Origin of the sequence: Micavibrio aeruginosavorus ARL-13 (genome assembly GCF_000226315.1) — a bacterium.
Lineage (GTDB): Bacteria > Pseudomonadota > Alphaproteobacteria > Micavibrionales > Micavibrionaceae > Micavibrio > Micavibrio aeruginosavorus_B.
In genome coordinates, this window is the sequence record NC_016026.1 from 1,402,041 (window position 1) to 1,425,668 (window position 23,628).

Annotated in this window: 22 protein-coding genes; 7 read left to right on the forward strand and 15 right to left on the reverse strand. The window is 55.7% G+C overall.

The genetic code is table 11. From position 1 onward, the window contains the following. Nucleotides 1-19: 19 nt before the first annotated feature. Nucleotides 20-589, reverse strand: coding sequence for a hypothetical protein (locus MICA_RS06625; RefSeq protein WP_014102944.1), 570 nt, complete (start codon nucleotides 587-589; stop codon nucleotides 20-22). 184 nt (nucleotides 590-773) lie between these two features. On the opposite strand from MICA_RS06625, the gene hmgA reads away from it, so the two are divergent. Beyond that, nucleotides 774-2,087 (forward strand): homogentisate 1,2-dioxygenase, encoded by a 1,314-nt coding sequence (hmgA, locus tag MICA_RS06630; RefSeq protein WP_014102945.1) that lies wholly within the window; start codon nucleotides 774-776, stop codon nucleotides 2,085-2,087. 11 nt (nucleotides 2,088-2,098) lie between these two features. Then, complete coding sequence (locus MICA_RS06635; protein ID WP_014102946.1) at nucleotides 2,099-4,195, forward strand: hypothetical protein; 2,097 nt, start codon at nucleotides 2,099-2,101, stop codon at nucleotides 4,193-4,195. A 55-nt stretch (nucleotides 4,196-4,250) separates the two neighbouring features. Here MICA_RS06635 and MICA_RS06640 read toward each other — a convergent pair whose 3' ends face one another. The 8 genes from MICA_RS06640 to MICA_RS06675 form a co-directional block, all read right to left on the reverse strand. Continuing rightward, complete coding sequence (locus MICA_RS06640; protein WP_014102947.1) at nucleotides 4,251-5,681, reverse strand: sodium:solute symporter family protein; 1,431 nt, start codon at nucleotides 5,679-5,681, stop codon at nucleotides 4,251-4,253. Between the two features lie 78 nt (nucleotides 5,682-5,759). Then, nucleotides 5,760-6,755, reverse strand: coding sequence for an extracellular catalytic domain type 1 short-chain-length polyhydroxyalkanoate depolymerase (locus tag MICA_RS06645; protein ID WP_014102948.1), 996 nt, complete (start codon nucleotides 6,753-6,755; stop codon nucleotides 5,760-5,762). 61 nt (nucleotides 6,756-6,816) lie between these two features. Next, nucleotides 6,817-8,346, reverse strand: coding sequence for an aminomethyl-transferring glycine dehydrogenase subunit GcvPB (gene gcvPB / locus MICA_RS06650; RefSeq protein WP_014102949.1), 1,530 nt, complete (start codon nucleotides 8,344-8,346; stop codon nucleotides 6,817-6,819). Then, nucleotides 8,343-9,626, reverse strand: coding sequence for an aminomethyl-transferring glycine dehydrogenase subunit GcvPA (gcvPA, locus tag MICA_RS06655; protein ID WP_014102950.1), 1,284 nt, complete (start codon nucleotides 9,624-9,626; stop codon nucleotides 8,343-8,345). The genes gcvPB and gcvPA overlap by 4 nt, the downstream gene beginning before the upstream one ends. A 98-nt stretch (nucleotides 9,627-9,724) precedes the next feature. Continuing rightward, complete coding sequence (locus MICA_RS06660; RefSeq protein WP_014102951.1) at nucleotides 9,725-10,054, reverse strand: GIY-YIG nuclease family protein; 330 nt, start codon at nucleotides 10,052-10,054, stop codon at nucleotides 9,725-9,727. A gap of 41 nt (nucleotides 10,055-10,095) precedes the next feature. Continuing rightward, complete coding sequence (gene gcvH / locus MICA_RS06665; RefSeq protein WP_014102952.1) at nucleotides 10,096-10,470, reverse strand: glycine cleavage system protein GcvH; 375 nt, start codon at nucleotides 10,468-10,470, stop codon at nucleotides 10,096-10,098. Further along, a complete protein-coding gene (gcvT, locus tag MICA_RS06670; RefSeq protein ID WP_014102953.1) occupies nucleotides 10,470-11,564 on the reverse strand; it encodes a glycine cleavage system aminomethyltransferase GcvT in 1,095 nt (364 codons plus the stop codon). Before gcvT ends, gcvH begins: the two co-directional genes overlap by 1 nt. Before the next feature lie 225 nt (nucleotides 11,565-11,789). Then, nucleotides 11,790-12,353 (reverse strand): NADPH-dependent FMN reductase, encoded by a 564-nt coding sequence (locus MICA_RS06675; protein WP_014102954.1) that lies wholly within the window; start codon nucleotides 12,351-12,353, stop codon nucleotides 11,790-11,792. 295 nt (nucleotides 12,354-12,648) lie between these two features. Between MICA_RS06675 and MICA_RS06680 the strand changes: the two genes are divergently transcribed. The 3 genes from MICA_RS06680 to MICA_RS06690 all read left to right on the forward strand — a co-directional run bounded on the left by MICA_RS06680 (nucleotide 12,649) and on the right by MICA_RS06690 (nucleotide 15,877). Then, nucleotides 12,649-12,855: a cold-shock protein gene (locus MICA_RS06680; RefSeq protein WP_014102955.1), complete on the forward strand. Its 207-nt coding sequence runs from the start codon at nucleotides 12,649-12,651 to the stop codon at nucleotides 12,853-12,855. A gap of 137 nt (nucleotides 12,856-12,992) precedes the next feature. Beyond that, entirely contained in the window at nucleotides 12,993-14,966 is a 1,974-nt protein-coding gene (locus tag MICA_RS11880) for a DEAD/DEAH box helicase (protein ID WP_236619860.1), read from the forward strand. 95 nt (nucleotides 14,967-15,061) lie between these two features. Next, a complete protein-coding gene (locus MICA_RS06690) occupies nucleotides 15,062-15,877 on the forward strand; it encodes a C40 family peptidase (RefSeq protein ID WP_014102957.1) in 816 nt (271 codons plus the stop codon). Here MICA_RS06690 and MICA_RS06695 read toward each other — a convergent pair. Both MICA_RS06695 and MICA_RS06700 read right to left on the reverse strand, forming a co-directional pair. Next, a complete protein-coding gene (locus MICA_RS06695; protein WP_014102958.1) occupies nucleotides 15,828-17,255 on the reverse strand; it encodes a UDP-N-acetylmuramate--L-alanine ligase in 1,428 nt (475 codons plus the stop codon). The genes MICA_RS06690 and MICA_RS06695 overlap by 50 nt on opposite strands. Nucleotides 17,256-17,266: 11 nt before the next feature. Next, nucleotides 17,267-18,100 carry a hypothetical protein gene (locus MICA_RS06700; protein WP_014102959.1) on the reverse strand — a complete coding sequence of 278 codons (834 nt, stop codon included), beginning with the start codon at nucleotides 18,098-18,100 and terminating at the stop codon, nucleotides 17,267-17,269. A gap of 209 nt (nucleotides 18,101-18,309) precedes the next feature. On the opposite strand from MICA_RS06700, the gene MICA_RS06705 reads away from it, so the two are divergent. After that, nucleotides 18,310-18,657 carry a hypothetical protein gene (locus MICA_RS06705; protein ID WP_014102960.1) on the forward strand — a complete coding sequence of 116 codons (348 nt, stop codon included), beginning with the start codon at nucleotides 18,310-18,312 and terminating at the stop codon, nucleotides 18,655-18,657. Between the two features lie 33 nt (nucleotides 18,658-18,690). Next, nucleotides 18,691-19,002 carry a hypothetical protein gene (locus MICA_RS06710; protein WP_014102961.1) on the forward strand — a complete coding sequence of 104 codons (312 nt, stop codon included), beginning with the start codon at nucleotides 18,691-18,693 and terminating at the stop codon, nucleotides 19,000-19,002. A 54-nt stretch (nucleotides 19,003-19,056) separates the two neighbouring features. On the opposite strand, the gene MICA_RS06715 is transcribed toward MICA_RS06710, so the two are convergent. From MICA_RS06715 to MICA_RS06730, 4 genes are all read right to left on the reverse strand, one after another. Next, the gene (locus MICA_RS06715; protein ID WP_148260440.1) at nucleotides 19,057-19,596 is read right to left on the reverse strand and encodes a hypothetical protein; all 540 of its coding nucleotides are present in this window, start codon (nucleotides 19,594-19,596) and stop codon (nucleotides 19,057-19,059) included. 80 nt (nucleotides 19,597-19,676) lie between these two features. Further along, complete coding sequence (locus MICA_RS06720) at nucleotides 19,677-20,066, reverse strand: hypothetical protein (RefSeq protein WP_014102963.1); 390 nt, start codon at nucleotides 20,064-20,066, stop codon at nucleotides 19,677-19,679. Between the two features lie 75 nt (nucleotides 20,067-20,141). Continuing rightward, nucleotides 20,142-22,754 carry an ATP-dependent chaperone ClpB gene (gene clpB, locus MICA_RS06725; protein ID WP_014102964.1) on the reverse strand — a complete coding sequence of 871 codons (2,613 nt, stop codon included), beginning with the start codon at nucleotides 22,752-22,754 and terminating at the stop codon, nucleotides 20,142-20,144. Nucleotides 22,755-23,064: 310 nt separating this feature from the next. Then, nucleotides 23,065-23,532, reverse strand: a complete 468-nt coding sequence (locus tag MICA_RS06730; protein ID WP_236619861.1) for a DUF4167 domain-containing protein — start codon at nucleotides 23,530-23,532, stop codon at nucleotides 23,065-23,067. Nucleotides 23,533-23,628: the final 96 nt, after the last annotated feature.

The window sequence follows — 23,628 nt, forward strand, 5'->3', positions numbered from 1 at the left end:
GGGGGTTTTTGTTTTTATATCACGCGTGAAAACATCCATCCCCACATGATGGAGGCCGCGGTGAAGCACCACGTTCCGCCAATGCGCGCACGACATCGTTCATCCCCGCCTGCGTTGCCATTTCATGCAACGTCGGGCCATACGTTTTCATGACACTGAACGCCGTACAGATATCAAATTCAATACGCGCCGAAATATTGGTCCGCGTATTATTCACCAAAGCCAACGCAATTTGATCGGCACCATTTTGAATAGCATAGGCCACAATCGGCGTTCGCGCCGTGGTGCTGGTCCCACCGCTATAGGGCGCATGCGGAATTTGAACATCGGACAGGGAATAATTCACGTTATGCCCCAGCATTCTGCCCATCGCCACATTGAATACGGCCAGATCGTTTTGGCGAATAATGGCCCGTACAAAATCATCTTTCTGAAACTCGTCCAGCTCGATCGTATCCAGAATTTTGGACAATCCCTGAGCATCGGCGTTTTCAATGGCCGTGCGCATCGCGCCCATCATGGTGCGGTGGGCTTTCGCGTCCTTATAGGACTGAACCAGATTGTTAAACACCTCGCGAAGAATATTCATGAAAACATCTCCTCTGCCTGTTTATGACCTCGAGGGCCTGAAATTATGGCTCAACATTCCATAAAGCACACAACAAGCCCCGTCAAACAAGATGAATATGTTAAACATATCAATGCATTAGAGCCATATCTGTTTTTGCTGTATCCTGTCTCCCGCACAAAACGTCCAACAGGAAGGCCCACAAATGACCGCACACGATCCGCAATACATGTCCGGCTTTGGCAATGAGTTCGCAACGGAATCCCTGCCCGGCGCGTTGCCTGAGGGCCAGAACTCACCCCAGAAACCGGCCTATGGCCTGTATGCCGAACAATTGACGGGTTCCCCCTTTACCGCCCCGCGCGCAACGAACAAGCGCAGCTGGCTGTACCGCATCCTGCCCTCCGTCTGTCACAAACCGTATGAGGCGTATAAGCATCCGACCTTGTTCAGCACCCCGTTCAATGGCACCGACACACCATCCAGCCAATTGCGATGGGACCCGCACCCGATCCCCGCCAAGGGCGTCGATTGGGTCGACAGCCTGTTCACCATTGCGGGGAATGGCGATGCGGATTCATGGTCTGGTCTGGCCGTTCACTTGTATGCGTGTAACGCGGCCATGCATAACCGCTTCTTCTACAACGCTGATGGCGAAATGTTGATTGTGCCGCAGCAGGGCACACTGCGCCTGAAAACCGAAATGGGCATCATTGATTGCGCCCCCGGCGAGATTGCGGTTATTCCGCGCGGCATTAAATTCGCTGTTGATCTGCCTACGGGGGCTGCGCGCGGTTATGTGTGCGAAAACTATGGCCAGCCCTTCCAATTGCCCGACCTCGGCCCGATTGGCGCCAACGGTCTGGCCAACCCGCGTGATTTCCTGACCCCCGTTGCGTGGTATGAGGATAAAGAGGGTGATTACGAAGTCATCGCAAAATTCTGCGGTAAAACATGGCGCGCCGATTACACCCATTCAGTGTTGAACGTCGTGGCATGGCACGGCAATTACGCGCCGTATAAATACGATTTGAAAAACTTCAACACCATCAATTCGGTGTCGTTCGACCACCCGGACCCATCCATCTTCACCGTCCTGACATCACCGTCCCATCCGGCGGGTACGGCGAATGTTGATTTCGTGATTTTCCCACCGCGCTGGATGGTGGCCGAAAACACATTCCGCCCGCCATACTTCCATCGCAATTTGATGAGCGAATTTATGGGCCTGATCTTCGGCGTCTATGACGGCAAGGAATCCGAAGAAGGCGGTGAATTCGCCCCCGGCGGCTGTTCCCTGCACAATTGCATGTGCGGCCACGGCCCCGATGCTGACGTGGTTGAGAAGGCCAGCAACGCAAACCTTCAACCCGTCAAACTGGATGGCACATTGGCCTTCATGTTTGAAAGCAAATACACCATGCGCCCAACCGAACAGGCGTTAAAAGCCAAAACCTTGCAAAAAGAATATTACAAAGCCTGGGCCACTATTCCGAAACTCTTCACCGGTTCCAAATAAGGATGATTGTCATGACAAAATTGCGCTTCGCCCTTCTGGCTTCGGCCCTGTTTATGGCCACGCCGGTTTTTGCCGATGAATTGCCGTTGAAACGCGCGGTCATTTCGACCAGCGGTGTCGCATTGTACGAACATGCGGGTACGATTGAAGGCAATGCCGACATCGCCTTGCCCGTGCGGTTGGATCAGGTCGATGACGCGCTGAAAAGCCTGGTTGTCTTTGATACGCTGGGCACCATTGGCGGCGTAAACCTGCCGGGTCGCCAGCCTTTGGACGAAGCGTTCCGCGATTTACCATTCACACAGGCCGATTTGCAATCCCCCGTCACGCTGCTGAACGCACTGAAAGGTGCACAGGTTAGCCTTGATGGCGGCATTACGGGCCGATTGATCGGCGTGACCAGCGAAACCGAAAAAACCGATGCCGGAACCATCACCCGCCACCGCGTCACAGTGATGAGCGATACGGGCATGAAATCCGCCGTCATGGAAAATCTGAACGCCGTGCAATTCACGGAAAAAGCGGTACAGGACCAAATCACCCGCGCGTTGGAAGCCGTCTACACCAACCGTGTGAAAGACCAACGCACATTGAACGTCACGCTGAACGGCGAAGGAAAACGCGATGTGGCCCTGGCCTATCTGCAAGCCGCGCCGTTGTGGAAAAGCACCTATCGCCTCGTCCTGCCGAATGAAGGGGCCGAGGATAAAACCGCACTGATCCAGGGCTGGGCCGTGCTGGAAAATACCACTGGACAGGATTGGAATGACGTGGCCGTCACCATCACGTCCGGATCGCCCGTGACCTATACGCAGGCCTTGTATGAAAGCTATTACCTGCCGCGCACCAATCTGCCCGTCAAGGTTATAGACCGTGTTATGCCGCGCGTTGATGGCGGTACAATTGGCACCGCCGAACAGATTGAACAAAAATCCCGCGAGCGTGTCCTGCGCAAAGCCGAAGGGTATGGCGGCGGCGCAGAAATGCAAATGCTGGCCGCCGCTGCGCCTGCGCCCGCCATGGCGGAAATGGCGATGGATTCCGCCGCCAATTACGGGGCCACTGAATCTTATATGCCGTCCGTCGCGCCGCCCGATATGGCCGCGGCCCAAACCGCACTGGCGGCCGAAACGGCGACACAAATGCTGTTTACCTTCCCCACGCCGGTCACATTGCCTGCGGGCGACAGCCTGATGGTACCGTTTATCAGCGAGAAGATGGATGCTCAACGCCTCTACGTCTATCAACCCGAAACCAATTCCGCGCATCCCTTGGCGGCGGTGAAGGTCAAGAATGACGGCGATACGGGCCTGCCCCCCGGCATCCTGACCTTGTTCGATGGTGGTGCGCCCAATCTGGTCCATGTTGGGGATGCGGAAATGCCGCTGATCCCGGCGGGTGAAGATCGATTTATTTCTTTCGCACTGGATACAAAAACCAATATCGAGCAGAAAACCGAAGATGACCGCCAACTGGGCCTGATCACCATTGCCAATGGCACGTTCACCCAGAAAGTGTCATGGCGCAACACAACGACCTATACGGCCAAGGCCCCGGCGAATGAAGATCGCGAAATCGTGATCGAACACCCACGCCGCGATGGCTGGGAATTGATCATGCCGAAGGGGTATGAAGGTGAACCGGATGTTACATCCACTCATTACCGCCTGACCCTGAATGTGAAAAAGGGTGAAAGCCAGTCAATGTCCATCACATTGCGCCGTGATGATGCGGAAACGATGGCCCTGACCTATATGAACGAAGCCGATCTGGATGCCCGTATGGCCGCGATGGGCAAGGATTTGCCCGATGATCTGCGCAAAGCCATGGATCAGGTCAAAGTTCTGCGCGCCGCCGTAGCCGAACAGGAAACAGCCCTGCGCCAGATCGAAAACACGCGCAGCCAGATTTACGCGGATCAGGAACGCCTGCGCCAAAATCTTGAAACCGTGGCCCCAAACAACAAGCTTGGAAAACGCTATTTGAAACAGCTGGAAGAACAGGAAAACGCCCTGGACAAGCTAGCCAGCAGCGAGGCCGCCATCGAGGTCAAACTCAACGATGCACGTAAAGCGCTGAACGATTATATCGCGACATTAAAATTCTAAATGCACCCAATAAAAAACCCCGGCACGTCGCCGGGGTTTTTCTTTTTGTCTTTTATTAAACCGCTTCTGCGGGGCGGGCGGATTGTTTGGTGACCAAACTGCCGACAATCATACCAAAGCACGACGCCACAAACCCGGCCAGTTGCGGCGGGCAAATCCCCTCACCCTCCGGCGAGATAAACTCCATGATAATCCATGTGCCAATCCCCAGAATGATGGCGGCCATAGCCCCCGGCGTGTTGGCGCGTTTCCAGTAAATACCCGCAAACAACGGCACAATCGCCCCGGCCAATGTCACCTTGTACGCATTTTCAACCATCTCGAAAATGGACAATTCGCTGTTGAGCGCGATGACCAAAACGATCCCCGCAAATCCCACAACGCTGCCCCGGATCAGGGTCAGGAAATGACGGTCATCCATGTTTTTCAGGAACCCGCGCGCAATGTTTTCCGCAAACGTAACCGACGGGGCCAGCAACGTGCCCGATGCCGTCGACATAATCGCCGACAACACCGCACCAAAGAACATCACCTGCACCCAGATCGGCGTGTGTTCCAGAATCAAAGACGGCAGAATAATCTGGCTGTCTTGTTCCAGTTGCAGGGCCACAATCTCCGGCTGGATCACAAACGCGGAATAGGCCAGATAGATCGGAATAAACGCGAACAGCAGGTACAGCACACCCCCGGTCACCGTACCGCCAATCGCGGCCTTCTCGCTTTTCGCCGACATCACGCGCTGGAACACGTCCTGTTGCGGGATGGAGCCAAAGCCCATTGTCATCCACGCCGCAAGAAACGCCAGAATGCCCGGCAACGTCATTTCGGGCCAGAAATTGTCAAATTTCCCGGCATCAACCGCCGCCGTGACCACCACATCAACCCCACCGGCCATGTTGCTGATGAAGAAGGAAATGATAAACAAGCCCACGACAATCATAATCATCTGCATAAAATCGGTCATGGCCACCGACCACATACCACCGAAAATCGTGTAGATCAGAACGATACCCAGCCCCAGCACCATGCCCCATTCCTGGGTAATGCCACCATGGGTCAGCAGGTTAAACACCAGACCCAACGCCATAATCTGTGCCGCAACCCAGCCCAGATAGCTGATGCAGATACAGATGGACACCAGCAATTCCACAGAACGGCCATAGGTGCGTTTATAAAAATCACCGATGGTCAGAAGCTTCATGCGGTATAACGGGCCAGCGAAAATCAGACCAACCAAAATCAGGCACAGCGCCGCCCCAAACGGGTCGGACACAACGCCGCCAATCCCTTCTTCAATAAAGGTCGCGGGAATGCCCAGAACCGTTTCCGATCCGAACCAGGTCGCAAACACGGTGGCGATGGTGATGTAGACAGGCAAAGACCGTCCGGCCAGAACATAGTCACTGGATGAATGCACCCGGCGGGCCGCATATAAACCAATGGCGATAGACACCAGCATGTAAAAGAACACAAATCCGATCAGCACCCGCGTATCTCCCTGTCAGGCTTTGTTGTGCACGATTCTAAAAATCATAACGGAATTGGAAAATCTGTATAGATGGAATTATGGACGTTCCCACCGTTTAAAAAACGTCCACATCATGTCGTTTAACGGAATATCGTCATTATAGGGCCCCGTGGCCTGCGTCCATTTCCGGCACAACGCCCCATTAGGACGGCTTTCGCACAGTTTCAGCCCCGTGGTCCCACCGGGCCAGTTATGCCCGCCCCCGGCCACACTGCATAAGGTCACCTCGCCCTCATACACCGTGCACCCGGCCCAGCGTTCACAGGTTATGTTCCGGCGCTTGTCGGTAATTTCGGTTTTACGGGTACAGCCGTAATCCCGTGCCCGCCGCCATAGGGATTCACGCACGCCCAGACATCCCCAGCTTTCGCCGCTATCATCCCCGCCACCAAGGAAATCGGAAAAACACCCGCCGCATGTCCCGCCGCCATACAACGCGCATTTATCCGCCGTACCATGAATATGCATGACCGGCATGGGCCGCGCATCGGGGCACGCATGGAACACGTTTTGTCCCGCATTGGCCGCAACCGCCGCCACACGTTCGGACAAGGCACAAGCCAGCCGATAAACCATCATCGCCCCATTGGAATGCCCGGTCAGGTAAATGCGTTTGGGGTCGGCGCGGAATGTATCGCGCAATTCATCCATGATGGCGGATGAATAGGCCACATCATCCACCTTCTGCTCCATCGCCGGGCCGCAACAGGTACCCGCGTTCCAGGTACGAAAGCGGTTTTTCCCCTCCGGCGCCGTGCCCTCCGGATACACGGCGATAAAGCCGTATTTATCCGCCGTGTCGTTCAGGCGAGTCATATCCGCCATGCCCTCCGGCGTGCCGCCACCGCCGTGATAGGCCATCACGACCGGATACGGCCCAGCCTTGGGTTTAAACCCAGCGGGCAGATGGATGAGGTAGTCACGCTCCACACCATTCACCGTGACCGATTGCTTGATCAACCCGTCCGCGGCCTGCGCGCTGAACGGCAGAACAACCAAAACACAGAAAATACCAAGCAAGACACGGATCATTTTCGACTTCTCCATGAATGAAAATAATTATCCCGGGAACATCCCGGGATAATTGAAAACTTTATTCTTTGGTCCAACGCAATTTCGGGAACCGGGCCGCTTTAACCTCGTCCAATCGACGACGTGGCGTGCTACGCGGATATTCGTGCAGCTCATCGCCCTGCCCGGTTTCAACCATGTCGGCAATATGGCGCATAACGCCAATAAAACGATCCAGGCTGTCCTTGCTTTCCGTTTCGGTCGGTTCGATCAGCATCGCGCCCTGAACCACCAACGGGAAATACACCGTCATCGGGTGGAACCCGTATTCGACCAAGGCTTTGGCAATATCCAATGTGGATACGCCCTTTTCCTTCTGTACTTTTTCGGTCAGCAGGCATTCATGCATACACGGCCCGTCAAACGGCACGTTATAAACGTCCTTCAACTGGCTGAGGATATAGTTCGCGTTCAATACGGCATCCTCCGACACCTGACGCAAACCATCGCCGCCGTGCGACATCATATAGGCCAATGCACGGATATGCATACCGAACTGACCATGGAACCCCTTCAAACGGCCCAATGTGGTCGGGCGCATGTCTTCGGTTTCCAGCACGTATGTTTCGCCCTGTTTCACCACCGTGGGAACCGGCATATACGGGGCCAATTCATTGGTCACGCAAATCGGTCCCGAACCCGGGCCGCCGCCGCCATGCGGGGTGGAAAATGTTTTGTGCAAATTGATGTGCATGACATCCACGCCAAAATCCGCCGGGCGCACACGACCGACAAGCGCGTTAAAGTTTGCACCATCGCAATAGAAATACGCCCCGGCCTTGTGCAGCAAATCGGCAATTTCAACGATTTCACGTTCAAACAACCCGCATGTGTTCGGATTTGTCACCATCATGCCGGCCACATCGTGACCATCGCCCAGGGCTTCCTTAAACGCCTCAACGCTCATCCGGCCAGTTTCCTTGGTCGGGATCACGCGGATCGTGTATCCGCACATGGCCGCCGTTGCCGGGTTGGTGCCATGCGCGGAATCCGGGATCAACATAACGGTTTTATGGGCGTTGCCCTTTTGCTCATGCGCGCGGCGGATCGTCATCACCCCCGCCAATTCACCATGCGCCCCGGCCGCCGGGGACAGGCATACGCCCGGCAACCCGGTCAAGGTCGCCAACCAATGTTGCAAATCATGCATCACACGCAACGCGCCCTGAATGGTTTGTTGCGGTTGCAGCGGGTGAACATGTGCAAAACCGGGCAAACGCGCCATACGTTCGTTCAGGCGCGGGTTATGCTTCATCGTGCAAGACCCCAGGGGGAAAAACCCGCTGTCGATTGAATAGTTCAGCGTGGACAGGCGCACGAAGTGACGCACCACTTGCGGTTCGGACACTTGCGGCAGGCCAATATCACCGCGTTCGGTTTGACCCGTGCGGTTTTTGAAATTTTTCACTTGCGGAAAATCAACACCGGAATGATCGCTCCGCTCTTTTTCCCAGAGCAGGCTTTCTTCGTAATGCAATCCGCGCGATCCGCCGTTCAATTCTTTTGCCATCATGGTACTTACCTGACTTTCAATTTTCCGTTCGGCGCTCATTTCAACACCTCGGTCAAAGCGTTGCAGAACGCGTCAATATCCGATGCTTCCGTCATTTCCGTTGCGGCAACCAGCAAGCGGTTCCCGTCCAGCGCGAACCCGGCAATAATGCCCTTGGCCGCCAATTGATCGACGACGCTTGCCGATGGTTTGGACAATTCAACAACGAATTCGTTGAAGAACGTATCATTCACCACTTTCACGCCCGGCACTTTCGCCAGCGCATCGGCCAGCATTCCGGCACGTTCATGGTTGATGCGGGCCAGTTGCTTGAACCCACCCTCACCCAACAATCCCATATGAACCGTGAACGCCAGCGCGCACAGTCCTTGGTTCGTGCAGATGTTCGATGTCGCCTTTTCCCGGCGGATATGTTGTTCCCGCGTGTTCAGGGTCAAAACGAAGGCGCGTTTTCCATCCGCATCCACCGTTTCCCCGACCAAACGGCCCGGCATTTGCCGGACATATTCGGTGCGGCAGGCAAAGAATCCCAAATGCGGCCCGCCAAACCCCATCGCCAGACCAATCGATTGCGCTTCACCGCAAACAATATCCGCCATGCTCGGCGCAGGCAGCAGACCCAGCGAGACGATTTCATTGATCACAACAACCAGCTTCGCGCCCAAAGCGTCGCACAACGCGCGCCATTCGGCATATTGCACCGGTTGACCCAGAAAATCCGGGCACTGCACGATGATACAAGCCACATCGGCTTCATCATCCTTGATGGTTTTGAATGTTTTTTGTTCACACCCACGCACCCCGGATTTCAACACATCCCAATAATGTGGATGCAGGTCGTTGCCCACGATCACGCGGCCCCGTCCGGTCAGGCGCATCGCCATCAACGCGGCTTCGGTACAGGATGTTGCGCCATCATACATGGACGCGTTGGCGATATCCTGCCCGGTCAGCTGCGCGATAAAGGTCTGGAATTCGAAAATCGCGGTCAGGGTGCCCTGCGCAATTTCCGGCTGATACGGTGTATAGGCGGTCAGGAATTCCGACCGCTGGATAATGTAATCCACGCTGGCCGGGACATGGTGGTAATAACACCCGGCCCCCAGAAAGAACGGCCCCGCGCCCGCCGCATGGTTCTGGTTCGCATAAGCGGACAACGCACGCTCCACCGCCAACTCACCCATATGCGGGGGCAAATCGATCGTCCCCTTCATCCGCGCCTTCGCTGGAACGTCAACGAACAGATCGTCCACACTGGCGACGCCAATGGCGTCCAGTATGGCTTTACGGGCATTTTGTGTCTGGGGAAGATAGCGCATCTCTTTCTCACTCCTCTCATTCGTCACCCCGGCGAAGGCCGGGGTCCACACGATCCATCCTATGGATACCGGCCTTCGCCGGTATGACGGCTATGTTTTTACTTACAAATATCCTCGTACAAATCTCTCCATTCAGGATTCATATCTTTGATACGATTCAATTTCCACTCACGTTTCCATTCTTTCATCTGCTTCTCGCGCGTAATCGCGCTTTCGGCATTTTGATGTTCTTCAAACCAGACAAGATTCTGAACATCGTATTTTTCTGTAAACCCTTCAGCAACTTTACTCTTGTGTTCCCATATGCGCTTTTTCAAATCGGACGTCACGCCAATATACAACGTCCCATATTCCTTACTGGCCAGCATATAAACCCAAAATTTCTTCTCCATCATCCCCCCGTCACCCCGGCGCGGGCCGGGGTCCATACGGCTTATCCTATGGATACCGGCCTTCGCCGGTATGACGATTAAAGGGTCTTTACAAACGCGTCATAAGCCGCCTGATCCATCAGGCCAGCCATTTCATCGGCATTGGTCATCTTGATTTTGGCGATCCAGCCTTCTTCCAAAGACTTTTTGATCAATTCCGGATCGGTCGACAGATCATCATTCACCGCAACCACTTCACCCGTCACCGGCGTGTACACTTCGGCGGCGGTTTTGACGGATTCAACAACGGCGAAATGCTCGCCCTTCTTCACGCTTTTGCCAATCGACGGCAATTCAACGTAAACCAGATCGCCGAGCGCGTTTTGCGCGTAATCGGTAATGCCCAGCACCGCCGTGTCATTGCCTTCGATTTTCAGCCATTCATGGTCTTTGGTAAATTTCAGAGTGCTCATTACGCTGCTTCCTTCTTTTTCATGGATTTGGTTTTTGCGGACACGAACGGCAGAGCGCAAATCTCTGCCGCAATATTGCGGCCACGGACATTGACGAAAATTTTATGGCCGGTTTCGGCATATTCGGCCTGGATATATCCCATGCCGATGGAGGCCTGCGTGCTGGGGGAATACCCGCCGCTGCTCAATGTCCCAATGATTTCATCGACCTCATTGCGAATTTCGGCGCCTTCGCGGGCGACGCCCTTATCGGTCAGGCGAATGCCTACGCGCACATGTTCCGTGCCGTTGGCCAGATGGGCACGAATGACCTCGGCCCCGATATAGTCGGTATGATCCTTGGCGATGATCCAGTTCAGGCCCGCTTCTACGGCGCTGATATCTTCTTCCAACTCATGCCCATACAGCGGATAGCCCATTTCAAGACGCAGGGAATCCCGCGCGGCCAGCCCAACGGGTTTCACCGCGTCGTGCGCCATAAACGCATTCCACACCTTTTCGGCATTGCGTTCCGGGATGCTGATTTCAAAGCCATCTTCGCCGGTATAGCCCAAACGGCTGATCAACAAATCGTTATGTTCCGCCATCCACATATACGGCATCAACGATGCATCAAAGCCCAGCACATCGCGCATAACGCGCTCAGATTCCGGCCCCTGCAACGCGATCAAGGCACGGTCCGTGATAATGTCCATCTGGGCATTGGATGGCAGGTGCGATTGCAGCCACGGGAAATCCTTGTCCTTGCATCCGGCATTGACGACGGCGAAGAATTTTTCCGGCCCCATGCGCGTGACGATCAAATCATCCACCGTGCCGCCGCGTTCGTTGGTCAGAACGGAATATTTCGCGCGACCACCCGGAATATTGGCGAATGATGACGGCGTGACATGTTCCCAAAATGCGGTTGCGCCCGCACCGGTCACAAACATCTGCCCCATATGCGACACATCGAACAGGCCCGCATGGCTGCGCGTCCATTCATGTTCCTTGATCACCCCTTCACCGTAGTAAAGCGGCATATCATATCCGGCGAATTCGCCCATTTTCGCACCCAGGGCAATGTGGGCGGCGTGCAGCGGTGTGGTTTTCATTTTTCCTTCATTTCCTCCCCTTCATCGTCACCCCGGTGCAGACCGTGGTCTTCATCCCTTATGGCTGGAAGATCCCGGCTTTCGCCGGGATGACGTGCAAGACAAGGAAATCTAAAGGACACACCCGCCCCACGCCACCCCATGCGTGGCGCAAAACCCAATAGATCACAGGCATTTTTATGATGCCCCGCGACATGGATATGTTTTGGAAAATGGGCGAAAGCGTTACGCTGCCTTCGCCTTGGCGGCACCGCCGACATGGTTCAGGAAACGGTCCACGAACCCGGTCAGGAATTTGGCCGTGTCCGGGCTGCTGACGTTCCCGTCACTGTCGATCAGACCGTCTTTAAAGGTCAGATACAGCTCCGGCTGGGCCATCATGGCCATGTCCAGAAAACCGGCGGTGACGGACCGCAAATGCGCTTGTGCCACCGCTGTGCCGATTGCGCCCGGTGACGTGCCACAAATGGCCCCCGGCTTGCCCGCGAACGAGTTTTTGCCATAAGGGCGCGACGCCCAGTCAATTGCATTTTTCAGAACACCCGGGATGGAGCGGTTATATTCCGGCGTCACAAACAACACGCCATCCGCCCCCTCAATCTCGTTTTTCAGGCGGGTGACCGCGGCCGGCACATTGCCCTCCAGATCCTGGTTAAACAGCGGCAAATCATCAATCCGCACGTGAACCGCGCTAAAACGGCCGCCGCCCAGCTTTTCCAGGGCCTTGGCCAGTTTCAGGTTGGACGAATCTTTACGAATGCTGCCGACGATAATTGCGATTTTGGTCATGGAGGGCCCCCAAAGGATGAAAGAAAAGAATATTGGGGTTTGAATCTAAACCTTTTTTCTTCGATTTCCAGCCTGTAAATAAATGCATGCCCCGCAACAATTTACTTGTTTTCTGTAAATATTTGTGGTTAATAGCGGGCATTGAGTTCTGTAATAACTCTTCGTCCTGTCAGCCTTGTGACCAAAATCATCAAGCGTGAACCAAAGAGTTTTACCAGCCACCTACCGGAAACGGACGGCTGGATACGAAACTCTTTATTTTAAAAACGACTTCTTGATAAAGGAAACTACGACTATGGCTACAGGTACCGTTAAATGGTTCAACACCACCAAAGGCTTCGGCTTCATTCAACCTGACCAAGGTGGCGCGGACGTTTTCGTTCACATCTCCGCTGTTCAACAGGCTGGCTGGTCCACCCTGAACGAAGGTCAAAAAGTAAGCTATGAGCTGGTGACAAGCCGCGGTAAAACCGCAGCCGCTGACCTGCGCGACGCAGCCTAATCTAGGCTAATCGACGACGTCCCTCTCTTTTTGTGTAGGGACCAACACGGTTAAATCTTCGACTGAAGAATAACAAGGACCTTCTCCGGCACATGTCGTGCCGGAGGTGTTGGTCCCGACATACACGACAAAAAGAGATGATGATGCAGAATTTCCATGAAATGGGTCTGCCAGACGCGCTCGTGCGCGCGCTGGACTATATGAAGTTTGAAACGCCGACGCCGATTCAGGCCCAGGCTATCCCCCTTGCCCTTGCTGGCAACGACATTCTGGGTTCCGCCCAGACAGGCACAGGTAAAACCGGTGCTTTCGCAATCCCAATCATTGCCAAACTGATCGAATTCCCGGATTCGGCCGCATTGATCATGACACCGACCCGCGAGCTGGCGGTTCAGGTTGCTGACATCGTGCGCAAAATGCTGGGCTCCCAACCGTCGATGACGCTGGCTGTTCTGATCGGTGGCGAACCGATGGACAAACAATTGCGCCAACTGCGCACCCATCCGCGCATTATTATCGGCACGCCGGGCCGTATCAACGACCACATGCTGCGTGGTACGGTTAAATTCGACAACGCCAACTTCCTGGTGCTGGACGAAACCGACCGTATGCTGGACATGGGTTTTGGTATCCAGATCGAAAAGATCATCCGGACCATGCCGAAAGAACGCCAGACGATGATGTTCTCGGCCACCATTCCGCCGTACATCAGCAAGCTGTCGGCCCAATACCTGAAAAACCCGCAGCGTGTATCGATTGGTGAAGAATCCACCGCCGCTCCGAAAATCAAACAGGAATTGGTCCACACCAACCACTCCGAAAAATACAACGCGCTGGTTGGCCAGCTGGATCAACGCGAAGGGTCCGTGATCATTTTCGTGAAAACGAAACACGGTGCCGACCGTTTGGCCCGCAAGCTGACCCAGGACGATTTCCGTTCCGAAGCATTGCACGGTGACTTGCGCCAGAACAAGCGCGACCGCGTAATACGCAGCTTCCGCGACAAGAAATACCGCATTCTGGTTGCCACCGACGTGGCCGCCCGTGGCCTGGATATTCCGCACATTGAACACGTCGTGAACTACGACCTGCCCCAATGCGCTGAAGATTACATCCACCGTATCGGCCGTACCGGTCGCGCCGGAGCCGAAGGCAATGCCGTGTGCCTGCTGACATCGGAAGATGGCGGTAAATGGAAAGCTATTCACAAGCTGATGAACCCGCCCGCCAATGGCGACAAACACGAATCCCGCGATGAAAATGGCGGTCGCCCGTCATTCGGTCGCAAATCCGGTGGCTTTAAACAAGGCGGATTCAAGCGTGATGGTTTCAAACGTGATGGATACAGAAAAGAAGAAGGTGGTCGTGATGGCTACAAAAAAGAAGGCTTCAAACCGCGTCGTGATTTTGACGACCGCCCACGGCAGGACCGCCCTCGGAGCGAACGGCCGTTCGGCGACCGCCCATTCAACAACGACCGTCCCCGTGATGACCGCCCGCGTCAAGATCGCCCGCGTGAAGATCGTCCGCGCCGCGATTATAACGACCGCCCGTCTTTCCGCGATGATCGCGGCGGCGATCGGCCGTTCCAAAAGCGTGACGACGACCGTGGGAACCGTTTCAATCGTGACGAGCGCCCCAACACATGGAAAAAAGACCGCCCGTACAGTAACGACCGGTCCTTCGATGAACAGCGCCCCCGCCGTGATTTTGCGGACCGCCCGCAAAACAACGAACGCGGAACCCGCCCGTTCAATGACCGTCCCCGCGACGATCGTCCCCGCGAAGACCGTCCACGTCGTGAATTCTCCGACCGACCGCGTCAAGATGGCGCGCCGCGTCGGAACGACGATTCCTTCGGCAACCGCAAACCAAAACTCAATGCCGACCGGGACGGAAACCGACCGGAACGCGGCAACCGCGACGCGGACGGCAATCGCCGGGATTTTGCCAAGCGTGATGGTGACCGCCCGTTCGGTCGCCGCCCGGGCGGCAATGGCGGAAACGGCAGCGGGAAGCCTTCGGGCCGACCGATGGGCGGCCAACGCCCGGCTGAGGGTGGAAAAGTGCGCACCGCCTCCAGCAGCGGAAAACGCTACTACTCTGCATAATTCCTGAAGATTTCAGGACATTAAGGTTTGACGGGGTGCCCCATCTTTGCAAAGGTGGGGCACCTTTGATTTTGATACATAAAGCCCGATTGCCCATGACCAATACCTACATCGTCAACACACAGGCCACATGGATCCGCACCCGCCCCGCCCACGAACCGATGATCGGGCGGCGGGACTCGCAGTTGTTGTTCGGCGAAACGGTACGCGGCGATAACAATTTGTATCAACATTGGATCGCAGCCACCTCCGCGCAGGACGGATACGAAGGCTGGATGTCCACCAACGACGTTCGCACAAAATCTTTCCTGTCGGAACCGACGCATATCATCGCGACACGGATGGCGAATTTATACCCCTCGCCCACGTTCAAAATTCGCCCCAGCCTGACCCTGACCTTCATGGCGCAGGTCAAACCGAAATCGACCGAATTGATTATCGACGGTTTTGTCGGTGTGCGGTTTAATGATGGCCTGTTGTGGGTGCCGCAAAATCACATCATGGCCAAGGCGGATGCACTGGCCAATCCGGCCGATATTGTCGACACGGCCAAAATGTTTTTGGGCGATCCCTATTTATATGGCGGACGCGGTCATGGCGGGATTGATTGTTCGGGGCTGGTGCAAATTGCCCTGCAACGCAATGGCATTGCCTGTCCCCGCGATGCGGATATGCAGGAAAACGTTGTGGGCGAAGCCGTGCCGATTTCCTTAAAAAATCTGCGTCGCGGCGATATTGTCTATTTCCCCGGCCATGTTGGCATCATGGTCAACCGCACACACATGATCAACGCCACCGCCCGCTTTATGCAGGTGGTCATCGAACCGGTCCGTGATGTGAAAAAAGCGTGTAACGATACGATTACGGCTGTACGCCGTTTGCCGCCTTTGGTGCCGGGCGTAACGCTTTAAGCAACCCGCAGCCAAAATCGGTCAGCGTATCATCGCGCGCACCCATAATGACCAGACGGTCCCCCGGTTTCGCCAGCGACAGCATCAGCGCCCCGGCATCGTCCCGGTTGTTGCAAAACCGTGCATCAACACCGCGCCCGACCATATCGCCAATTAAGTCAGCGGATGAAATATTCCGGTTCACCGTGCCACCGGCATAAAAAATCTCCGGCATAATCACAACATCGCCATCCCGCGTTCCGGCGGCAAAGGCGCTGACGATCCCGTCGCGCATCATCTTCATCGGGCCAAACCCGTGCGGCTGGAACATCACAATCACGCGCCCCGGATGATCGGCCAGTGTGGCCAGCGACGCCGCAATCTTATCCGGATTGTGACCGAAATCATCAATTACGGTCACGCCGTTTTCGGTGCCCAGCACCTCCATCCGGCGGCGAATACCGGAAAATTTCGACAAGGCCGCAACCGCATTGGCAAAATCCAGCCCCAACGCCCGCGCGACCCCCAGGGCCGCCAGCGCGTTCGACACGTTGTGCCGGCCCGGAACCTTCATATTGCAATGATACGCGGCCCCATCGGAATGCACATCAAACGCCACGCCCCCTGCGGTTGGCGTCACATTGCGCGCCACGATCATCGCGGCATCATTATCAATACCCACCGTCACCGTATTTGGATTCACCCCGGCCATCGCGGCGGCATGGGTGTCGTCCAGATTGACCACAGCCCCATCCCGCGCACGGGTCAGGAAATCATGGAACAACGGTTCTAATTCCGCGATAGGCTTATGATCCAGTGTGATGTTATTCAAAACGGCTACAGCGGGTTGATACAGGGCAATAGACCCGTCGCTTTCATCCATTTCGGCGGCGAACAAATCGCCCGAACCGGCGACGGCGTTGCCCATCAGGCTGTTCGGATGCCCGACAAAATCCGGCATAATCCCGCCATTGAAAATGGTCGGCCCCTGGCCCATTTCATGCAGCATAAAACCGGTCATGCCCGTGGTCGTCGTCTTGCCACTGGTCCCGGCCAATCCAATACCGCGCGCGGCATTGAACAATTCGGCCAGCACCTCGGCCCGTTTTTTAATCACAACGCCCTGCGCCTTGGCCGCCTGAACATCCGGGATGGTATCTTCCACCGCACTGGACACGACCAGAACATCCACATCGGATGTCACGCCAGACCCATCCTGCGGGCACAACGTAATGCCTGCATCGGTCAGGGTTTTGGCCTTATCGGGACTTTTCCCCTGGTCAAACCCGCGATCCGATCCGGATACACGATGCCCGTGGCCACGCACAAGGTCGGCCAGCGGTGCCATGCCGCTGCCGCCGATCCCAACAAAGAAATAATGAAGCGGTTTATGGGTCACGATGGTTTAAATCAAAACGATCCAGGGTTGGCTTGTCGCGTCAAACTGTCCGCCGATGGTGTTGACGGTGCGGATGATGGCGCGCGGGCCGGCGTGCTGGCAACACCGCCGGATGTGGTCGCGTCACTGGTGCTTGACCCACCAACAAATTCCGCAGGCGGCGTTCCGTATTCCGGTGATGCCGTCATGACTTGCGCATGGTCCGGCACACGGGCGGCCATGGACCCTTCCGGTGCAACAACCTTGCCGCCGACGCTCTTCATACCACTCTCATCAGACGTCGTAAATTCACCCAGGCTTTCTTCCCCACCTTCACGACGCTCCAAGGTCGGGATCGGCGTTGTGTAATCGCTGATCAACACGGCCCGGCCCGGACGAAACTCCTCCAACCCGATCAGGCCGGGGTTCTGGCTCAGGACACGTTGATATTCAGGCAAAGGCATCGGCTGGGCCGGAACGCCGCTGAAATCAACCGTAATGACATTTGGGAAAGCATGGGCCGCCCCGGATGCCACATCCCATGCCACGCCGGGGACAAATCCGTTGCTGAAGTTGGCCGCGATCATATCACTAACCTCGGGCTCAATCGTCGCAACACGTTCACGGTTGCCGGTCGCTATGCAACGCAAATTGATCGGCTTGCGCGTCTTTTGAATGCGGACCGTGTTTGGGGCGTAGATTTTATAATTATAGTCGTCGTTTTTGAAATGGCACAACGCCGTGTCGGCACCGACAACCCGGAACTCCACCTCCTGCGACGAATCCTCAATCGCCGTGGCACACCCGGCCAGCAGAGCGACAGAAACAGCGGCAATGGATACAGCGTTAAGCAAGCGACGGGTCATACCGGCATCATCCTGAAAAAAACATGGTCAAAACGGCGAAAACGCGGGGGAATCCCCGCAACAAGGACATAACCCCAACAGGTTAATGGAATTCCCCAGCCATGACAATCTCTTACGGCATCCCGGCCCCGGGCCTTTTTCCTTGACCCCACGGTTTCCGTAACTTACGATCTTGTTATAAATATAAAAAAAATAACAGGGATGCCATCATGAACACCTCGACACAGGAAACCGAAATCCTCCGCCTGTGCTGTCGCTTTACCGAAGCGGCCTGCGATAAGATTGACGCCATGGGCGTTCGGGTTCCCGACAAAGATTGGGTTGAATTTCAACGCGCCGTAGCCCCGTTCATTGCCCAGCGCAAAATTCCGGTTGAACATCTGATGGGGGCCATCGATTCCCTCGTCCCACTATGCCGCAGGATTTTTGGTCCCAAGGAACTGGCCACCATGGTTCCCGATGGGCTGAAAACCCAAGACGCCATCAATATTCTCACCGCGCACAAGGCCCATAACCTGGCCCGCCTGTGTGGTGTAAAACCCGCGTTCCCGTTTTAATCCACCCCCAGCGCCCTGACAGGAAACTCCCGTATGAAACAGAAAAAATCATCGACCGTATCCGCCAAACAAGCCATCGCCGCCCTGACCGCCGTGGGCTACGGCACCCGCCCGCTGGATGAAAACCATCGCATCCGCCCGACGGAACGCGCCAATTACCAAAAAAACCCGGGGATTGATCTGTCTGGAAGCGGCAAATCCATCAACCTGTACTTCAACGGCAGCGCCGATGAGGGCCGCGCCCCCAAGGTCTTCGTCCCGGCCAAGGGCATGTTGTCCATCGGTCAGGCCGAAACACTGGAAAAACAGGCCAAGATCAAATTTGACGATTTCAAACAGCACTAAACGAAAAACGGAGCCTGTAAGGCTCCGTTTTTTATTCTGGCTCCATAAAACGCCTTACCGCGGCTGGCGACGCGCCGGGGTCACGGCACGGGCGGCATCCAGACGGTCGCGATAGGACTTAACCAAAACATCCCCCATCAGGACCGGGCCGTCTTCATGCACAACTCCATCAACGAACGCCCCCATCAAACTTCCATCCAAAGCCCGGCGCAAACGCACCAGATCGCCCACACGGCGGTGCTGTAACACCAGCTGAACCACAGGGCCGATAACCTGCCCCGGCACAGCCAGTTGCAGAGACTCATGCCCTTGGATCATTCGGCATACATCGATAAACCGCCCCAAGCTTCTTTGCGCATCTTCGGACAATGTTGCCTTGGACAGGCTGGGCACAATATCGCGGACCAGACGTTCAGACAGCGTTTTGACCATCTGCGGGGTTACAACGCTTTTGATCCGCCCATATTCATGGGCCAGACTCATCAGCCGCATAAACTCATCCGTATCATTGTTGGTCATGGCCGATGCCGCATACATGCGGTTAATTCCGGACAGGCAGTTGAATTGGTGAATAGCATTGAACAGACGGTTCATGGCGGTTTCCTTACCCAGATAAAAAGATGGCGGACCATAAGCCCGCCATTGATGATATGTCAAATATAAAAGAGGGTGTTTTATCGCTGTGGCGCCGTTTTTTGCAGGCTGGCCGCAACAACGCTCCCCACGCGCTCTATCCCTGCGGACGCAGAGGACAACGCCGCCTCCAGATCGGACGTGCCGCTGACCACCTGACGCAGGGATGCAAATTGCTGGAACGCCTTGCCCACATCCGGCGCGGATCGATCCCCGAACATGGCGTTCAGGGCGTTACACCCAATCTTCGTCGAAACCGACCGCACCATCTGCGGGTTCAGAACAACATCCACCCAGCCACAACGCCGGGCCGTTTGGGCAATGTTCAGGAACCCGTCCACATCGTTATCCGCCGCCGCCGACAACGCCCGCAAACGGTTGATGCCCGACAGGCAGTTGAAATGATCAATCGCGTTGGAAACATACCCCATAAGACATCACCCCATTCGTTTGAAAGAATGGGGTGAGCTTAAGACCTATATCCTAAATATGTCAAACTTTAAGGCTTACGCCGCCACCTTGGCCGGACCGGTCTTGGTGACTTTGAAATCCAGCTGATCGCCCTTGCCAACGGTCACCGCCACGGTGGACCCGTCGCGGATATCGCCCTGCAGGATCATCCCGGCCAGCGGGTTCTGCATGGTGTTCTGGATCACCCGTTTCAGCGGGCGCGCGCCATAGGCCGGATCGTACCCCTTATCGGCCAGCCACTGGATCGCCTTGGCATCCATCTCCAGCGTGATGCGTTTATCGGCCAGAAGCTTACGCAGATACCCCAGCTGGATTTCCACGATCCCGGCCATCTGATCCCGGCCCAAACGGCGGAACAGCAGGATTTCGTCCAGACGGTTCAGGAATTCCGGGCGGAACGCCTTGCGAACGGCTTCCATCACCGGCCCGCGGACTTTCTCGACATCCTCGCCCTCTTTCTGGTTCACCAGATGGTCGGCGCCCAGGTTCGAGGTCATGATCAAAACGGTATTGGAGAAATCCACTGTCCGGCCCTGCCCATCGGTCAAACGGCCATCATCCAGAACCTGCAGCAGGACGTTGAAAACATCCGGGTGGGCTTTCTCAACTTCGTCAAATAAAACAACCTGATACGGGCGTCTTCTAACCGCCTCGGTCAGGGCTCCGCCCTCCTCATACCCGACATAGCCGGGGGGTGCGCCAATCATGCGGGCGACCGAGTGTTTTTCCATGTATTCGGACATGTCCAACCGGATCAGAGCCGTATCATCATCAAACAGGAATTCAGCCAACGCCTTGGTCAGCTCCGTTTTCCCAACCCCTGTGGGGCCGAGGAACAGGAACGAACCGATGGGACGGCGTGGGTCCTGAAGACCCGCCCGTGCGCGGCGCACGGCGTTCGATACAGCGTGAACGGCGGCCTCTTGCCCAACCACACGCTCCATCAATTTTTCATCCATTTTCAGAAGCTTATCACGCTCACCTTCAAGCATTTTATCAACGGGAATCCCGGTCCATTTGCTGACCACGGCGGCGATATCATCATCCTCAACCTGCTCCTTGATCATGGCCCCGGTGGCCCCGTTGGCTTGGGACGCCTTTTCCAGCAAACGTTCCAGTTCCGGGATACGGCCATAGAGCAACTCGGACGCTTTCTCCAGATTGCCCTCGCGCTGGGCACGTTCCAATTCGGTTCGGGCCTTATCCAGCTCCTCAGTCAAACGCTGGGCCGCGCCCAATTTGTCTTTCTCAGCCTTCCACGCCCCGGTCAAATCGGCAGACTTCTTCTCCAGCTCGGTCAGCTCAGATTCCAGCTTTTCCAGCCGATCCAAAGACGCAGAATCTTTTTCTTTTTGAAGGGCTTGGCGCTCGATCTTCAACTGAATTATCCGGCGATCCAATTCATCCACCGCTTCAGGCTTGGAATCCACCTGCATCCGCAGACGGCTGGACGCCTCATCCACCAGGTCGATCGCCTTGTCCGGCAAGAACCGATCCGTGATGTAACGATGCGACAATGTGGCCGCCGCAACGATCGCGGAATCCGTGATACGAACCCCATGGTGCATTTCGTATTTTTCCTTTAATCCCCGTAGGATAGAGATCGTATCTTCAACCGTTGGCTCTGACACGAAAACGGGTTGGAAGCGTCGCGCCAGCGCCGCATCTTTCTCGATATGCTTGCGGTATTCATCCAGCGTGGTGGCCCCAACCATGTGCAGTTCACCCCGGGCCAGCGCGGGCTTCAGCATATTGCCCGCATCCATCGACCCCTCGGCCTTACCAGCCCCAACAACCGTGTGAAGCTCATCCAAGAACAGGATGATTTCCCCAGCGTGGGATTTAATCTCGTCCATCACGGACTTCAGCCGCTCCTCAAATTCTCCGCGGAATTTGGCCCCGGCCAGCAAGGCCCCCAAATCCAGCGCCATCAGTCGCTTGTCCTTCAGACTTTCCGGGACATCACCATTGACGATCCGCAGGGCCAGGCCCTCGATAATGGCCGTCTTACCCACGCCCGGCTCCCCGATCAGGACCGGGTTGTTCTTGGTCCGGCGGGACAGAACCTGGATCGTGCGGCGGATCTCCTCATCCCGGCCGATAACCGGGTCTAATTTGCCCTCACGGGCCACTTCAGTCAGATCGCGGGCATAACGGCGCAAGGCGTCGAAACCGCCCTCAGCGCTCGCCGTATCGGCCGTACGGCCCTTGCGCATGTCGTTGATCGCTTGATTAAGCTTTGCGGAATTGACACCCGAGGCCTCAATCAACCCCGCGACATCCGCAGATCGCGCCAGCAGGAAGGCCTGCAAAATGCGCTCCGCCGTGATGAACTTGTCACCGGATTTTTCGGCCAAATTCAAACTGTTATCGAGTATTTTTGCCAGATCAGTTGAAATGCGCAAACCACCCGCGCCACCACCCGTTACCGACGGGATTTTGGCCAGCGCACCCTCAACATCGCGCATCAAGCGGTTCACATCACCGCCCGCCGCACCGATCAGGCGTTGGACCATACCGTCCTCATCCTGCAACATCACCTTCAACAGATGCTCCGGCTCCAGCGACTGATGATCCGACCGCATGGCCAGCGTCTGGGCCTTCTGCAGGAAAGAGCGCGTTTTTTCGGTAAATTTTTCAAAATCCATGGGCGTAAAACCGATCCGAACAGGTTGATTTTAATGAAGAATACGCAGAGGGGAGCCCCTGTGGGGGCCATACAGTTTAGATGGTGAAAACAGCTCCAAAAATCAAGAGGTCTCCATAGGCCATTATACCCCAATCGGCCCAACAACCCCACATCCGTCATTCCGGCGAAGGCCGGAATCCAGTGGATAGACCGCATGGATTCCGGCCTTCGCCGGAATGACGGGCAAAAGAAACGAAAAACGGACCGCATTGCGATCCGTTTTTTCATTTTATTAACAACACGATAAACAGTATTGTTAAAGTGAAATATTAAGCATCAGCCAGTTCTGAACCAACATCGACACGAGCCCCAACAATGCTGCTCGGCAAGCCCAGATCGGCCTCTTGGGCTTTCGCCTGGTGGCGCGGCTGGATGGTCGGCTGCGGCTGGGCGGACAGATCAACGGCGTCCATGCTTTGTGCTTCGTTCACAACCGGGGCGTAATCGTTCCAGCTGCTGATGATGCGTTGATAATGTTCGGCGTGTTGCAGATAGCTTTCGGCCAGAACCCGGTCACCCATCGCGTTGGCATCCTTGGCCAGCGTCTGGTACTTCTCCACGATCTGGTGCGCGGTGCCGCGAATGCGCACTTCCGGCCCATTGCTGTCAAAAACCTGCATCCGGTTCGGGGCGCGGCCATGGCCACCGCCATTACCACGGTTATTATGACCGCGATGACCGCCACCATTGCCATTGTTGTTATTGCGGGAGCGTCTGCCAGCGTTGCCGTGTCTCATAAAGTACCTGCGTCCTTCTTAACCCGTTGATTCGGTTATACGTACATCGTATCTGATTCACATACACCTGACCAGACCGGAGCGTTGCGAAACACC